At 65.2% G+C, this 13580-nt stretch carries 14 protein-coding genes; 7 read left to right on the forward strand and 7 right to left on the reverse strand.

Annotated features, from left to right (window positions below):
- The first annotated feature begins 63 nt into the window (after positions 1-63).
- Together IC66_RS0105445 and IC66_RS0105450 are read left to right on the forward strand one after the other, a co-directional pair.
- A complete protein-coding gene (locus IC66_RS0105445) occupies positions 64-1416 on the forward strand; it encodes a ferredoxin reductase family protein (protein WP_038946926.1) in 1353 nt (450 codons plus the stop codon).
- An 84-nt stretch (positions 1417-1500) separates the two neighbouring features.
- A complete protein-coding gene (locus tag IC66_RS0105450) occupies positions 1501-2688 on the forward strand; it encodes a CaiB/BaiF CoA transferase family protein (RefSeq protein ID WP_038946927.1) in 1188 nt (395 codons plus the stop codon).
- Here the strand turns inward: IC66_RS0105450 and IC66_RS0105455 are convergent.
- Positions 2685-3407, reverse strand: a complete 723-nt coding sequence (locus IC66_RS0105455) for a DUF72 domain-containing protein (protein WP_038946928.1) — start codon at positions 3405-3407, stop codon at positions 2685-2687. The genes IC66_RS0105450 and IC66_RS0105455 overlap by 4 nt on opposite strands.
- A gap of 91 nt (positions 3408-3498) precedes the next feature.
- Here IC66_RS0105455 and IC66_RS0105460 point away from each other — a divergent pair, with 91 nt between their 5' ends.
- Positions 3499-3714, forward strand: coding sequence for a hypothetical protein (locus tag IC66_RS0105460; protein ID WP_018322666.1), 216 nt, complete (start codon positions 3499-3501; stop codon positions 3712-3714).
- 1 nt (position 3715) lies between these two features.
- On the opposite strand, the gene IC66_RS0105465 is transcribed toward IC66_RS0105460, so the two are convergent.
- From IC66_RS0105465 to IC66_RS0105480, 4 genes are all read right to left on the reverse strand, one after another.
- Positions 3716-4864, reverse strand: coding sequence for an amidohydrolase (locus IC66_RS0105465; RefSeq protein ID WP_038946929.1), 1149 nt, complete (start codon positions 4862-4864; stop codon positions 3716-3718).
- 228 nt (positions 4865-5092) lie between these two features.
- On the reverse strand, positions 5093-6178 hold the full coding sequence (locus tag IC66_RS0105470; RefSeq protein ID WP_028143148.1) for a mandelate racemase/muconate lactonizing enzyme family protein: 1086 nt from the start codon (positions 6176-6178) through the stop codon (positions 5093-5095).
- A 151-nt stretch (positions 6179-6329) separates the two neighbouring features.
- Complete coding sequence (locus tag IC66_RS0105475; RefSeq protein ID WP_038946930.1) at positions 6330-7523, reverse strand: M20/M25/M40 family metallo-hydrolase; 1194 nt, start codon at positions 7521-7523, stop codon at positions 6330-6332.
- Between the two features lie 32 nt (positions 7524-7555).
- Positions 7556-8797, reverse strand: coding sequence for an MFS transporter (locus IC66_RS0105480; protein WP_038946931.1), 1242 nt, complete (start codon positions 8795-8797; stop codon positions 7556-7558).
- Positions 8798-9069: 272 nt separating this feature from the next.
- On the opposite strand from IC66_RS0105480, the gene IC66_RS0105485 reads away from it, so the two are divergent.
- The 3 genes from IC66_RS0105485 to IC66_RS0105495 all read left to right on the forward strand — a co-directional run bounded on the left by IC66_RS0105485 (position 9070) and on the right by IC66_RS0105495 (position 11341).
- Positions 9070-10488 (forward strand): TAXI family TRAP transporter solute-binding subunit, encoded by a 1419-nt coding sequence (locus tag IC66_RS0105485; protein ID WP_049806463.1) that lies wholly within the window; start codon positions 9070-9072, stop codon positions 10486-10488.
- Between the two features lie 252 nt (positions 10489-10740).
- A complete protein-coding gene (locus IC66_RS42470; RefSeq protein WP_049801728.1) occupies positions 10741-10980 on the forward strand; it encodes a DUF3606 domain-containing protein in 240 nt (79 codons plus the stop codon).
- A gap of 178 nt (positions 10981-11158) precedes the next feature.
- Positions 11159-11341: a hypothetical protein gene (locus tag IC66_RS0105495; protein WP_028143145.1), complete on the forward strand. Its 183-nt coding sequence runs from the start codon at positions 11159-11161 to the stop codon at positions 11339-11341.
- Positions 11342-11498: 157 nt separating this feature from the next.
- On the opposite strand, the gene IC66_RS0105500 is transcribed toward IC66_RS0105495, so the two are convergent.
- Complete coding sequence (locus IC66_RS0105500) at positions 11499-11774, reverse strand: HGGxSTG domain-containing protein (RefSeq protein WP_038946933.1); 276 nt, start codon at positions 11772-11774, stop codon at positions 11499-11501.
- Positions 11771-12418, reverse strand: coding sequence for a hypothetical protein (locus tag IC66_RS0105505; RefSeq protein WP_038946934.1), 648 nt, complete (start codon positions 12416-12418; stop codon positions 11771-11773). Before IC66_RS0105505 ends, IC66_RS0105500 begins: the two co-directional genes overlap by 4 nt.
- Positions 12419-12869: 451 nt before the next feature.
- Between IC66_RS0105505 and IC66_RS0105515 the strand changes: the two genes are divergently transcribed.
- On the forward strand, positions 12870-13580 hold a 711-nt coding region (locus IC66_RS0105515; RefSeq protein ID WP_038946935.1), incomplete at its 3' end, for a Bug family tripartite tricarboxylate transporter substrate binding protein.

Here is a 13580-nt window from a genome sequence, read left to right on the forward strand (position 1 = left end):
GCTCAATGCAACGCGGCGCGATCAGGTCAAGCTGGCGCCGTAACGTTGTGAGGCAACGACGGCATGGAGAAGCTCAAACGGGTATTTTGGGGCGGCCTGGCGGTTCTCGTCCTCCTGTGGCTGATTGCGGAGCCCCAGCCATTTGGGCCGGGCCCCTTCTTCCCACTTCGCGAGAGGATGGTGCAGCTGAGCGGCGTCCTGGCAATCGTTTGCATGAGCATGGCGATGATCCTCGCGCTGCGACCACGTTGGCCGGAGGCGTGGCTGGGTGGCCTCGACAAGATGTACCGCTTGCACAAATGGCTCGGTATCGCTGCCCTCGTGACTGCCATTATCCATTGGCTCTGGGCCAATGCCCCGAAATGGGCGGTCGGTTGGGGTTTGCTGACCCGACCGCAGCGTGGGGAAAGACCCGCCATCGAAAATCCGATTGAGGCCTTCTTTGCGGGCCTGCATGGACCGGCGGAGGGGCTGGGCGAGTGGGCCTTCTACGGCGCCGTCGTGCTGATTGCCTTGGCGCTCATTCAAATGTTCCCCTATCGGCTCTTCTACAAGACGCATCGGCTCCTCGCCGTCGCGTATCTGGTATTGGTGTTTCACGCCGTCACGCTGATGAAGTTCAGCTACTGGATGTCGCCGCTCGGCTGGATCGTGGGGGCGCTGCTTGCGTTCGGGACATGGGCGGCGGCTGTCGCGCTGTTGCGGCGCATTGGCGCCCGTCGCCAGGTCCAGGGCAGGATCACCGCGCTCAAATATTATCCCGGCGTCAGGGCAATCGAGACCGAGATCGAGGTGCCCCATGGATGGCCGGGCCATAGGCCGGGCCAGTTCGCCTTCGCCACGTCCGATGTCTCCGAGGGCGCGCATCCCTACACGATCGCATCGTGCTGGAATGCTGCAGAGCCCAGGATCATCTTCATCACCAAGGAACTCGGGGACCACACCAGCCGGCTGCGGGAGAAGCTCCGTGTCGGGCAGAAGGTGAAGGTGGAAGGGCCCTATGGCTGCTTCACCTTCGATGACGATTGCTCGCACCAGATCTGGATCGGCGGTGGTATCGGCATCACGCCCTTCGTTGCCCGCATGAAACAGATGGCCATGCCGAAGGATATTCCGGGTTGCTCCGTCGCGCAGGCGGTTGACCTCTTTCACACCACCACTGATGTGGATGAGGAAGCCCTCGGCAAGCTCGCAGCAGACGCGCGCTCGGCAAATGTTCGTCTCCACGTCCTCATCGACGCCCGTCACGGACGACTGACCGGCGAACGCATTCGCGAAACCGTGCCGCAATGGCGCGAAGCGAGCATCTGGTTCTGTGGTCCGGCGGGTTTCGGGGAAGCGCTCAAACGAGACCTTAGCGCGCACGGCTTCCCCGTCGAACAGCGGTTTCATCAGGAGCTGTTCGCGATGCGATGATGAAAGTCGCACGTGCATCCCGCTTCCCAACTTGCCCTCGCAGCCAGTCCCTGTAATCTGCAGAGAACAACGGGGAAGGGATCGATGGGAGGAGTCTTGGAGGGCGTGCGGGTGCTCGATTTCGGGCGCTATATCGCCGGGCCCTATTGCGCGACATTGCTGGCCGAATTCGGCGCCGAGGTCATTCGCGTGGAGAAGCGCGAGGGCAGCGAGGATCGGTTCGTCGCGCCGGTCGGCGAAGGCGGCGAGGGCGCGTTGTTCCTCCAGGTCAACCGCAACAAGAAGTGCATCACGCTCGATCCGATGAAGCCGGAGGGACAGGAGGTGATGCGTCGCCTGGTTGCGACCGCGGACGTCGTCGTCGCCAATCTGCCGCCGCAGACCCTGCGCGCGATGAAGCTCGACTATGAGTCCTTGAAGGCGATCAAGCCCGACATCATCCTGACGACCGCAACCGCGTTCGGCGGGCCGGGGCCCTGGTCCGACCGGGTCGGCTTCGACGGGGTCGGGCAGGTCATGTCGGGATCGGTGTACATGACGGGCACTGGCGATCCGCCGTACCGCGCCGCGGTGAACTGGGTCGATTTCGGCACCGCGCTGCATTGTGCGTTCGGCACGCTCGCCGCGCTGATCGAGCGCGGCAAATCCGGGCGTGGGCAGATCGTCGAGGGCGCGCTGCTCGCAACCGCGTTGTCCTTCACCAACGCGACGCTGATCGAGCAGGCTGTGATCAACGTCAATCGCGTGCCGACGGGCAATCTCGGCCAGACCGCAGCGCCCGCCGATATCTACCGCACCCGGGACGGCTGGGTGCTGTGCCAGGTCACCGGGCATCCGCTGTTCAAGCGCTGGGCGCGGCTGATGGGCGAGGAGGAGGTGTGGCTGAACGATGCCCGCTTTGCCGACGACATCAGTCGCGGCAACAATGGCGCCATCATCAGCGAGCGGATGGCGCGCTGGTGCGCCGGGCGCACCACGCAGGAAGCCGTCGATGCGTTGGGCCAGGCCATGATTCCGACCGGGCCGGTCCTCTCACCGCAACAGGCGCTGGATCATCCGCACATCCGCGCCGCCGGCTTCCTGCAGGACGTCGACTATCCCGGCCTGCCGAAGCCCGCGCCGGTGACGCGTGCCGCCGTCCGGCTGTCGGAAACGCCGGGCGACATCACGAGCCGCCCGCCGACGCTCGGCGAGCACACCGATCGCGTCCTCGCCGAACTCGGCTATGACGCGGCTGCGATCGCGGCGCTTCGGCAAAGCGGTGTCATCTAGAGCAGCTGCTTCAACGCCTTGGCGTCCGCGGGCGCCGCGCTCTTCTGGTCGTTGTCGAAATAGACATAGACGTCGCAGCCCTGCCGCTTCCACGACTTGATGCGCTTCGCCCATTGCGCCAGCGTCGCCCTGGTATAGTGCCCGTGATAGCGCCCGCCCGGCCCGTGTCCGCGGACATAGACGAAATCCGCGGTGCGCTTCCAGGGCGCCGGCGCGTCGTGATGGTCGGACAGGCACAGCGAGATGTTCTCGTCCGCCAGCATTTTGAGGATGCGCGGCTGATACCAGCTCGGATGCCGGAATTCGAAGCTGTAACGCCGTTTCCGCGACAACAGCTTGAAGAAGGACGCGAGGCGGTCCGCATCCGCCTGGAATTGCGGCGGCAGCTGGAACAGGATCGGGCCGGCCTTGCCGCCGAGCCGAGAGATGCGGTCCTCCAGCAGCTCGAGGCTGTTGACGGAGCGCTCCGACAGGCGCTTCCAGTGCGTGATGAATTTCGACGCTTTCCAGGCGAAGACGAAATCGCGGCCGGTCTGCTCGCGCCAGCCTTTCACCGCGTCGGGCGTCGGCGTGCGGTAGAACACGCCGTTCAGCTCTGTCGTGTCGAATTGTCCGGCGTAGTAGCGCAGCTGCTGCTTCAGCGTTACGCCTTCTGGGAAGAACGGGCCGCGCCAGGAGTCGTAATGCCAGCCCGAAGTTCCGACCAGAACGCGCGCCATTGTTTCCGTGCCCTCCGTTGCCTTTGCCGGAGAGGAACGTCCAGGCAGCCGATACGTTGCTGGTGAACCCGCCAACCAAGGACCGCAACCGATGTACGCGCTGTTCGAAGGCAACAAGCAGATCGGCGATCCCTTTCCGACCGAGAAGGAGGTGTGGGAAGCCGCCTTGATCGAGGGCCTCGTGACCGACGTTCCGGTCGCGGACGAGGAGGGCGGCCGGCTTCTCCCTGCCGGATATCACGTGGCGCCCGTCGAGGAGACGTTCGCACCGCGGTCGGATTGGAAGTTGCCCCGCGAGATCTCGTGAACTAGTTCGACGCCAGCGCCGTCTTGGCGACTTCCGCCATCCAGCTCGACGCCACCGGCAGGATCGCGTCGTTGAAATCGTAGCGCGGGCCGTGCAGCTCGGCGCCGTCGCGCAATTCGCCGTTGCCGATCCAGACGAAGGCGCCCGGCCGCTGCTGGAGATAGTGGGCAAAATCCTCGCCGGCCATGCTGGGCGCGAGGTCGCGCCGCACCTCGGCCTGCACCTTCTCGGCGGCGATCCGCGCAAGGCCCGCTTCAGCGGGCGTGTTGATCACCACACCCACACCCCAGACCATCTCGGGCGTCACCTTGACGCCAAAGCTGGTCGCGATGCCGGCGCAGGTCCGTTCGATGCCGTCGAGGATGGTGTCCTTGACCGCCTCGCGGTGGTACCGCAGCGTGCCGCGGATGGTGACGCGTCCGGCGATCTGGTTCGGCGCGGTACCGCCTTCGATGGTGCAGAGCGACAGCACGGCGGTGTCGAGCGGATCGACGCTGCGCGAGACCACCGATTGCAGGGCCACGATCAGATGACCGGCCGCCATCACCGGATCGCGCGTCAGATGCGGCATGCCGGCGTGGCCGGCATGGCCTTCGATGGTGATGGTGATGCGTCCGCCGGAGGCCATGACGACGCCGTCATGCACGGCGATGGTGCCGGCGGCAAGGCCCGGCCAATTGTGAAAGCCGAACACCCGTTCCATCGGAAAGCGGTCGAACAGCCCGGCCGCGACCATCGCGCGCGAGCCACCGAAACCTTCCTCGGCCGGCTGGAAGATGAAATCGACCGTGCCGCTCCAGCTGCTGTCGGCGGCGAGCAGCGCAGCGGCGCCGAGCAGCGAGGCGGTGTGCCCGTCGTGACCGCAGGCATGCATCACGCCTGATGTCCCGGAGGCGTAGGCAAGCCCGGTATCTTCGGTGATCGGCAGTGCATCCATGTCGGCGCGCAAGCCGACGCGGCTGCGCGCGTGCCCGCGCGTCAAGGTCGCGACGATGCCGTGGCCGCCGATGCCCGCCTCGAAGGGAATCCCGAGCTCGGTGAGCTTGTCCTGCACGAAAGCGGCGGTCTCCTTCTCCTGAAGCGACAGCTCCGGGTGCGCGTGAAGGTGCCGGCGCCACGCGGTCAGTTTCTGGTGCAGCTCGGGTGTCAAGGCAGCGGTCTCTCGCAAAATTTCGGTTGCCGCCACCATAGCGGATAATCCGCAGCATGCATCAAGCGCGTTGGAATGCCTTGCGTGCAGCCACGCGCCGTCTCTCCCTCGTCATTCCGGGGCGCGCCTTTTGGCGCGAACCCGGAATCCATCGTGCAAGCAACCTCTGGGGCCGATGGATTCCGGGCTCGCGACTTCGTCGCGCCCCGGAATGACGGCCAATGGGTGTCACGCCAGCTTCGCCAGCCCCGACCAGTCGAAGCTGATGCCGTGCCCGGGCCGGTCCGGAGCCTGTGCCTTGCCCTCCTGCAGCACCAGCGGGTGCTCGATATATTTGTCGAGCCCGAAGCCGTGCGCCTCCAGATAGGATCGGTTCGGGCAGGCCGCGAGCAGGTGCACGGTAATGTCGTGCGCGCCGTGGCTGGTGACGGGCAGGTTGAATGCTTCCGCCAGCCGCGCGATCTTCATGAAGGCGCTGACGCCGCCGCAATTGGTCACGTCAGGCTCGGGATAGGACACCGCGCCACTGGCGATGTAGCTCTTGAACTCCCACAGCGAGCGCAAATTCTCGCCCGCCGCGATCGGCACGCCGCCCGCTTGCAAGATGCGCGCGTGGCCGGCGACGTCGTCGGGGATGATCGGCTCCTCGAGCCACGTGAGGTCGTAGGGAACGAAGGCCCGGGCGGCGCGGATCGCCTCCTCGACCGTCCATTTCATGTTGGCGTCCACCATCAGCGGAAAGCCGTCGCCGAGGTGCTGTCGCATCGCGGAGACCTTCGCGACGTCGGATTTGAGATCGGGCCGGCCGACCTTCATCTTGATGGCGCGAAAGCCCTTGGCGAGATTGCCGTCGGTCTGCTTGAGCAGCGCCTCCACGGAGAGATCGAGGTCGATGCCGCCGGCATAGCACGGCACGCGCGCGTCGAACCCGCCGAGCAATTGGTACAGCGGCAGCTTGGCGCGCCGCGCCTTCAAATCCCACAGCGCGATGTCGAGCGCGGAGAGCGCCAGCACCACGGGCCCGCCACGGCCGCCATAATGCAGCGCCCACCAGACGTGATGCCAGATCGCCTCGGTATCGTCGGCCTCGCGTCCCTCGATCAGCGCGGGGATCTCGCGCTTGAGGATGTCGGCGACAGCGCCGCCGTTGCGGCCCACGGTGTAGGTGTAGCCGACGCCCTCGGCGCCGTCGGCATCGCGGATGCGGCAGGTGATCAGCTCGAACGCGGCGATCTCGCCATGCGTGGAGTCGGAGAGCGTGACGGGGAGGGGGATCCGGTAGAGCCCGGTCTCGATATTTGCGATGTGCGGCATGTGGCCTCCCTTTTTGTTTTTGGTTCGTAGGGTGGGTTAGCCGAGCAGATGCGCAAAGCGCATGTGCTCGGCGTAACCCACCACTTGTGCTTCCACGGAGACGAACAGTGGTGGGTTACGCCTTCGGCTAACCCACCCTACAGACGGAAACTCACCGCATCGTCGCAAGTTGCACGGCCAGCGCGCAGGCGCGGTCGTATTCGTCGAGATTGATCCACTCGTCGATCGTGTGCGCCTCGTTCTGGCCGGCGCCGAAGGTCACGGTCGGAATGCCGTGGCGGACCATCCAGTTGGCATCGAGGCCGCCATTGGCGGTGCGGACGTTCGGAGTGCCGCCGACTGCGGAGACAGCCTCGACCGCGCGCTTGATGATGGGCTGGCTGTCCTTCATGCGGAACGGATAATAGTCGGTCTCGGCCTTGAACTTGACCCTGCCGGACTTGCCCTGCGCATTCGTCACTTTCTTTGCCGCCTTTTCGAACGCGGCCTTGTAGGTCTTGGTGATCTCCTTGAAGAACTTTCCGTCATGGCTGCGGCTCTCGCCCCGGACATGCACGTAGTCGGTGACGACGTTGGTGGCATCGCCCGCGGGGCGGCCCTCGCCGCCGGTGACGGGACCGACATTGCTGGTGCCTTGCCGCTTGCCCTTCACCACTTTGCCGAACCAGCCGCCGGCCTTCACCTCGGCGAGCGCGAGCGCCATGATCATGGTCGAGGAGATGCCGCGCTCCGGCGCGACGCCGGCATGCGAGGCGCGCCCCATGATCTCGACGGTCCAGCGATCGGCGCCGACCGCGCCGATCACGACGTTGGAGGCCGAGCCGCCGTCATAGTTGAAGGCCATCACGGGCGAGCCGAGCTCGTCCAGCTTGACGTGGCGCGCGCCATAGAGCCCGCTCTCCTCGCGCACGCAGAACAACAGCGTGATCGGCGGATGGTCGAGCTTATGCTTCTCGAGCTCGGCCGCCAGCGTCACCAGCACGCCGCAGCCGCAGCGATTGTCGCCGCCGAGCGCGGTCTTGGCGGAGTTGACGATTCTGCGGCCTGATTTCTTCGGCTTGGCCCCGGCACACAGCGGCACGGTATCCATGTGGGTCATGAACATGATGCGCGGCTGGTTGTGCAGCGCGCCGCGGCCGGGCAGGTCGACGATCAGGTTGCCGGTCTCGGTCGGCACGGGAATGCGGGTGTTGGCGTCGTCGAGCCGGATCGCCTTTGCCGGCACGCCGCTCTCCTTCAGCGCGGCCATGAGCTCACGCCCGATCGCCGCCTCCTGTCCGGTCACGCCCTCGACGGCGAGGAAGCGCATGAGGCGGTCGGTGGCGGCTTTGGTATCGACGGGCATGATTATTTCCTTTGGCAGACCGGCCCGCCATCCTACGAACGCGGTGAGGTGTAAGTCAAAAAGATCAGCACGCCGAATGCCAGCATGGCAGCCATGAACAGCAGCACCGCAGGCAGGCCGGCGAGTGCCGCCACCGCGCCCGTCACCGACTGCATCAGCGCCGCGCCGAGGAAGAAGGCGAGGTTCACCGCCGCCAGCGCTTTGCCCGCCACTTGCGCATCGACGAGTTGGCGGGACATGCCGAACAGCAGCGGCTGGGCGGAGGTCGCAAGGCCGATCAGCACGAACAGGACGAGGTCGTATTGCGGCGGCATCACGGATACGCCGAACAAAACGGACACGGGGTAATGCGGCGCCCCGAGCGCCATCAGCGCCAGCAGCAGCGCCCCGGCCATATGCGTGACCGCGACCAGCGCGCGGCGACGACCGAGCCTGCGGTCGATCATGCCGATGCACAGGGGCCCTGCGATCATCGCCAGCGTGAACGCGCCGAGCTGATTGCCGGCCTCGACCCGCGACAAGCCCTTGACGTCCATCAGCCACGGTCCGCCCCACAGGCCGCGCAGCACCAGCGAAGTTGCCAGCGACACCAGCGCGAGCGCAATCAGCCCTCGCAACGGACGTGAAAGGCCGAGCCTGAGCACCTCGATCATCTGCGACAACGGCGAGGAATCGTCCTTGTGCTCGGCCGGCTGCTGCGGCACCAGCGCGAACACGGCGAGCGCGACTGCGACGCCGCCAGCCGCGGACATCCAGAACCCGGCGCGCCAGCCGTAAGCGTCGACGACGAAAGCGAGCGGGCTCGACGACAACAGCATGCCGATATTGCCGATCGAGAGGATCGCGCCCGACCACAGCCCGAAGCGTGCCGCCGACAATTGCTTGGCCGCCAGCGTCATCGGGCACATCAGCATGCCGGACGTGGCAACGCCCAGCATGAACTGCCCGACCGCAAAGCTCGCAGCCCCCGTGGCAAAGCCCGACGCCACCGCGCCGAATACGGTCCCCGCGAGCAGGCTCAGCGAGACCGGCCGCACGCCAAACCGGTCCATCGCCGCCCCGACCGGGATCTGAGCCGCGGCAAAGGCAAAGGGATAGATCGAGGTGAGGCTCGCCAGCGCCTGCGGCTCGATATGGAAATCGGCCGCCATGAGGTCGAGGCTGACCGCCGGAATGGTGCGCAGCAAGGTGGAGAGCATGTGGCCGCAGGCGAGGGCGAGCAGCGCGAAGATCAGCGCGCGGGTGGCGGTGCCCGCGTCGTCGTTGGTGGCCATGGGCGTCCCGTCCCGAGGGGGTTTTCGGGTGGGGATACATGATGGCGGGGCGGGCGCCAATGGCGGCAGCGCGCCCCCCTCATTCCGGATTGTGGCTTTAGCCGGCAATCAGCACGGCGTTTGCCGCCTGTCTGCGGGCCGTCACGACGACGCGCCTGATGGTATTGCCGGCCTCAGGCGGCGGTTATGAACCAGGACGGCCGCCAGACGTTGTCCTTGGGGAAACGTGGCGTCCTGCCAGGACGCGCCTTCACCTGCGGCCAGCGGCGGCAATGTCTTCATCCGAGAGTACAAGTCAAACGGCCAGCGAGGCGGCCCGCCGAGAGCGGAGGAGGAGCAATTCCTTGCTCTTGGTTCTCGCCGTGGGATTCCTTGTCTTTGGCGCCGCGGCGGGCGCTCTCTATTATACGTTGCGGCCGGACACCCTCCGCATTGCCGTTGGACCACCAGGCAGCGACGACTACAAAGTCATTCAGGCGATGGCCGATGCGTTCGGCGACGAAAGTCGGACGATCAGGCTGCTTCCGATCGAGACCAACGGAGCGGTGGAGGCTCTCGCGCTGCTTGGGGCTGGCAAGACCGACCTCGCCGTCGGCCGGGGCGACCTGGACATGCCTGCCGAGGCGCAGACCGTCGCCGTCGTGCGCAAGAACTTCGTCGTGCTGTGGGCTCCGTCTGGATCTGCGGGCAAGGGCTCGAAGAGAAAGCTCGCGCCTAAGATCAAGGAGGTCGCCGATCTCGCAGCGCGCCGCGTCGGCGTGATCGGCCGGACCCCGGTGAACGCCGCGTTGCTACGCGTCATCCTGAGCGCCTCCGGAGTCGAAGCGGACAAGGTCATCGTGACACACGTCGGCACGGACCAGACTGAGGAGCTGGCACGCGATCTTACCATCGATGCATTCATGGCGGTCGGGCCGCTCGACAGCAAAGTCACGTCCGATGCCGTGGCTGCAACGGCGCGCCTGCGCGGCGAGCCGAAATTTCTCGCCATCGAGACGTCGGAAGCGATCGCCCTGAAGCATCCACGGTATGAATCGGAGGAAATTCCGCCCAGCGTCTTCAATGCGGATCCGGCCTGGCCGGGTGACAAGGTTGAAACGGTCAGCGTCAGCCACCTCATCGTCGCGAGAAAGTCTCTGCCTGAAACGACAGTCGCTGCCTTTTTCCGTCAGCTCTTTGCCGTTCGCCAGGCGATTGCAAGGCAGGTCCCGGGCGCTGCGCACATCACCAAGCCTGATGTCGACAAGGACACGGAGCTGCCGGTGCATCGGGGAGCGGCGGCTGTCATCGACGGAAACGAACGTACTTTCCTCGACCGATACGGCGATTACTTCTGGTTCGGGCTCCTGCTTCTCTCCGGGATCGGCTCGGCCGCTGCCTGGTTGCGTCGCTATTTGAATCGCGACGAAAGAGAGGAGACCACCGACCACCGTAAGAGAATCCTGGCCATGGTGTCCAGCGCGCGAACCGCGGGATCGAGCCAGGAGCTTCTGGTTCTGCAGCGCGAGGCCGACGCCATCATAGCTGAAACGCTCGAATGCTACGACGACGGCGCTATCGAGGAAGAGGAGCTCGCAGCATTCGGTCTGGTGCTCGGCCTGTTGAGCAACGCCATCGCGGAGAGACGAGCCGCGCTGCAGCCCGCCAACTTCGAGACCGTTCGAGGCGCGGCGAGCGCGCCGCGAGGTTGAGACGACCGGCGCTGCGACGCAATTAGTCTACAATGCCAAGGCGGGACCGAGGGCGTAGCCGGGAAGATCAACTTACGCTTGTGAGACCCGCTGTCGACGCGGTCGAAGTTCTCTGCGCCGACACGCATCCCTTGTCTATCGCGCCTCCTATCGTCGTCGTCTCGTCTATTCCGTCATTCAGTACGCGTTGTCTGACGAAGATTCGGAACAAAAGAGACGTCACGGCTCTTACCTTGGTCAGGAGACCTGCTCATGCTGTGCTCAAGGCCGCCACGGGTCATTCGCACGACGCTTGATCTTGCGAACGCAAAGCAGGTCAAGTCCGTTCGAAAGCGCCTCAAGATCTCCGATGCCGATCTGGTCAGGATCGTCGAAAAGATCGGCAACTCCCTGACGGCCATAGAGAAGGAAGTTCAGCTCGAAAAGCTCGAGCTCGTGGAGCAGAGCAGCGCCAAGGATGGACTCAAGGGTGGACTCACGTCCCCCGGATAGATTCGGTTACCCCATCGAAAAGGAGAACTCCGATGAACGGCCTGATTTACCTCATAGGATTAGTCGTCGTGATCGCAGCCATTCTGTCGTTCTTCGGCTTGCGTTGACCGCTCTTCCTGTGCGTTCGCGATGCGCCACCTCTTCCGGGTGAATCCGTTCGCAACTTCGCGTGCATCAAATGGATGATTTGCACCAGGTGAATACCATCATCGCCACGACCATTTGCGCGTTCTTCAAGGGACATCCCGACACGCAGATCGGGACCGAAGAGGCCAAGCTGCTGGCGAAGCAGATTGCCCAGGCGCTGGATGAGGCAGGGCTGCAGATTTCTGCAGTCGATCCGACAAACGCGCCGCACTGAGCTTTCGGCCGGCGAGCCGGTGATACGGCCCGACGCTGCAGCACTTCGCGCGGGCGAATGCGTCCTGGAATTGTCGTGGGCAAGGGGCGCGGCGGTGTCGCTCATGTCCTTCTGAACGATCTGTCGCCTCGACGCATCCGATCTACCTGCTTTCCTTTTAGTCCGGATCCAGCTCCCCCAGCAGCTTCCCCGCCTCGTCCAACAGCTCTCGGATCGTCCTTCGTTCCGCGATCCGCTCCTGCGTGAAGGCGCCATGCTTCTGGGCATTGCGGTTTCCCCATGGCGCGCCCGATCCGGGCGCGCCGCCGTGCATGCGGCAGCGGAGCTTGCCGCGCACCGCCGGCGCGCGGCAGGCGAGGCCGCCGCGCGTGCTGGCGCCGCAGCGCGCGCTCGCCGACATCGCGCGCGTGTTGCGGGTGCGATCGGCACTCATGCGGTGATGCCTTGCATGGCCTCGGCCCGTTCGCGCTCGCCGGCGTTGCCGGACGGCACCGGTCCCGCCTCTATCGCGGTGCCCGGCTCGGGAGCGATGAGATGCGCATGCTGCGCGACATTCCCCACGATCGCGCTGCCGCCGTCCTGTACCGACAAGTTCTGCACCGTGATCGGACGCTCGCCGTTGCCGCGGTGGCGGTTGAGGGCCTCCATTTGGGCTGCGAAGGTGCGGGCCAGCCGGGTCAATGTGCGCGAAATGCCCTCCTGCTGCGGGATGCCTTCGGCGAAGGCGAGACGGCAGGCAAAGCGCATGGTCGCGACGTGGACGGACACCATCTGCGCCGTCAGCATGGTCTCGAGAGAATCCCGCGGCGCGATGCCTTTCATCATCGAGATCATGAAGGCGAGATTGTCCTCATCGGGCTTCTGCAGGATCACGCTGGCTTTCGTCAATTGCTTGAGGATGCCATGCAGAGCGTCTTGATCGACGGCACCGAGCGCCTCGCCCATCAAGTGCTCGCCGGTCTCCGCGTCCGGATGCTGAATTGCGATCCGTTGTCCGGTGAGCTTGACCCGGGGGGTGGGCCTGCTGCCGTACCTGACGATTGGCGTCGTGCTGTTGCGTGTCATGGCTGTTGTCATGTCGATGTCTCCTTCGAGCCCACGGCATGCGCGAGCCGGCCCCTCTGGTGCGAGCCGACCCTCTCGATTGCCGTGCGGCGATTGCGTTTTGAAATGTCGATGCTGGGCTTGTGCGCGATCGAAGCGAGGCCCACATGATCGTGGAGGCCGGGTGCTGACGCGGATCGCGATGATGGCATTATGCCCCTGTTTTGCCCGACGAGTCAAAATCGTTTCGTAACATCCGAAGCTCGCGGCCTGGCGTAAGTCCTTGTTCCGACAGGGGCCGTCTACTGTGCATGGGGTTGTTTTCGCATTTTTTGCTTGGAGGCGGCGCGCACGTGCCGTGCGGCGGAATGCGGGCGCCCGAACACGATTGCGAAATCCGGCGTGACCGCTATTCATGATCTTCACATGCGTCGCACCAACAAGCCTGCACAAGCGGCGCTGCTGATGTCTGGGGAGAGAACCAATGCAACGAACCGCCCGCCTGCTGGCCGTCATCGCCGGATTGTGCGCCGCTGCGCTGTCGACGCAGGCCTCGGCGCAGAAATATCCGGTGCGGCCGGTCAAAATCATGGTCGGCTTCAGCGCCGGTGGGCCGGTCGACGTCGTCGCGCGCATCATCGGCGATCGCCTGGGCAACAAGCTCGGGCAGCCCTTCGTGGTCGAGAACCGCGCCGGCGCCAACGGCATGATTGCAGCCGAAGGTGTCGCGCATGCGGAAGGCGACGGCTACACCATGCTCGCTTGCAACTCCTCCACCATCACGCTCAACAAGACGCTATTCAAGGATATCCGCTACGATCCGGAAAAGGACTTCGCGCCGCTGACGACCGTCGTGTCGGCGCCGCTCGTGCTCGTGGTCAATCCGGAGAATCCCAAGACGGCAAACGTCAAGACTGTCGCCGATCTCGTCGCCGCGGCAAAGTCCGCACCCGGTGCGCTGGCTTACGGCTCGGGCGGCAACGGCAACCTTGCCCATCTCGCCATGGAGCTGCTCAGCCAGAAGGCCGGCATCAAGCTGATCCACGTGCCCTATCGCGGCGGTTCGGCCGCCGAGGTCGGCATCCTCGCCCAGGAGGTGCTGGCCGTGTTCGATCCGCTCTCCGCCGTGCCGCTGGTCAAGGCCGGAAAGTTGCGCGCGCTCGCGGTGTCGTCGGCCGAGCGGCTGCCGGCGCTG

The sequence above is a fragment of the Bradyrhizobium genomosp. III genome, from assembly GCF_000261705.1.
GTDB lineage: Bacteria > Pseudomonadota > Alphaproteobacteria > Rhizobiales > Xanthobacteraceae > Bradyrhizobium > Bradyrhizobium ottawaense.

What these genes read in the sequence shown, in the direction of transcription:
- IC66_RS0105495 (WP_028143145.1), top strand. Translation starts at nt 11,159, where the DNA reads ATGGATGATTTGCACCAGGTGAATACCATCATCGCCACGACCATTTGC.
- IC66_RS0105460 (WP_018322666.1), top strand. Translation starts at nt 3,499, where the DNA reads ATGTACGCGCTGTTCGAAGGCAACAAGCAGATCGGCGATCCCTTTCCG.
- IC66_RS0105455 (WP_038946928.1), bottom strand. Translation starts at nt 3,407, where the DNA reads ATGGCGCGCGTTCTGGTCGGAACTTCGGGCTGGCATTACGACTCCTGG.
- IC66_RS0105480 (WP_038946931.1), bottom strand. Translation starts at nt 8,797, where the DNA reads ATGGCCACCAACGACGACGCGGGCACCGCCACCCGCGCGCTGATCTTC.
- IC66_RS0105475 (WP_038946930.1), bottom strand. Translation starts at nt 7,523, where the DNA reads ATGCCCGTCGATACCAAAGCCGCCACCGACCGCCTCATGCGCTTCCTC.
- IC66_RS0105470 (WP_028143148.1), bottom strand. Translation starts at nt 6,178, where the DNA reads ATGCCGCACATCGCAAATATCGAGACCGGGCTCTACCGGATCCCCCTC.
- IC66_RS0105500 (WP_038946933.1), bottom strand. Translation starts at nt 11,774, where the DNA reads ATGAGTGCCGATCGCACCCGCAACACGCGCGCGATGTCGGCGAGCGCG.
- IC66_RS0105485 (WP_049806463.1), top strand. Translation starts at nt 9,070, where the DNA reads ATGTCTTCATCCGAGAGTACAAGTCAAACGGCCAGCGAGGCGGCCCGC.
- IC66_RS0105445 (WP_038946926.1), top strand. Translation starts at nt 64, where the DNA reads ATGGAGAAGCTCAAACGGGTATTTTGGGGCGGCCTGGCGGTTCTCGTC.
- IC66_RS0105450 (WP_038946927.1), top strand. Translation starts at nt 1,501, where the DNA reads ATGGGAGGAGTCTTGGAGGGCGTGCGGGTGCTCGATTTCGGGCGCTAT.
- IC66_RS0105505 (WP_038946934.1), bottom strand. Translation starts at nt 12,418, where the DNA reads ATGACAACAGCCATGACACGCAACAGCACGACGCCAATCGTCAGGTAC.
- IC66_RS42470 (WP_049801728.1), top strand. Translation starts at nt 10,741, where the DNA reads ATGCTGTGCTCAAGGCCGCCACGGGTCATTCGCACGACGCTTGATCTT.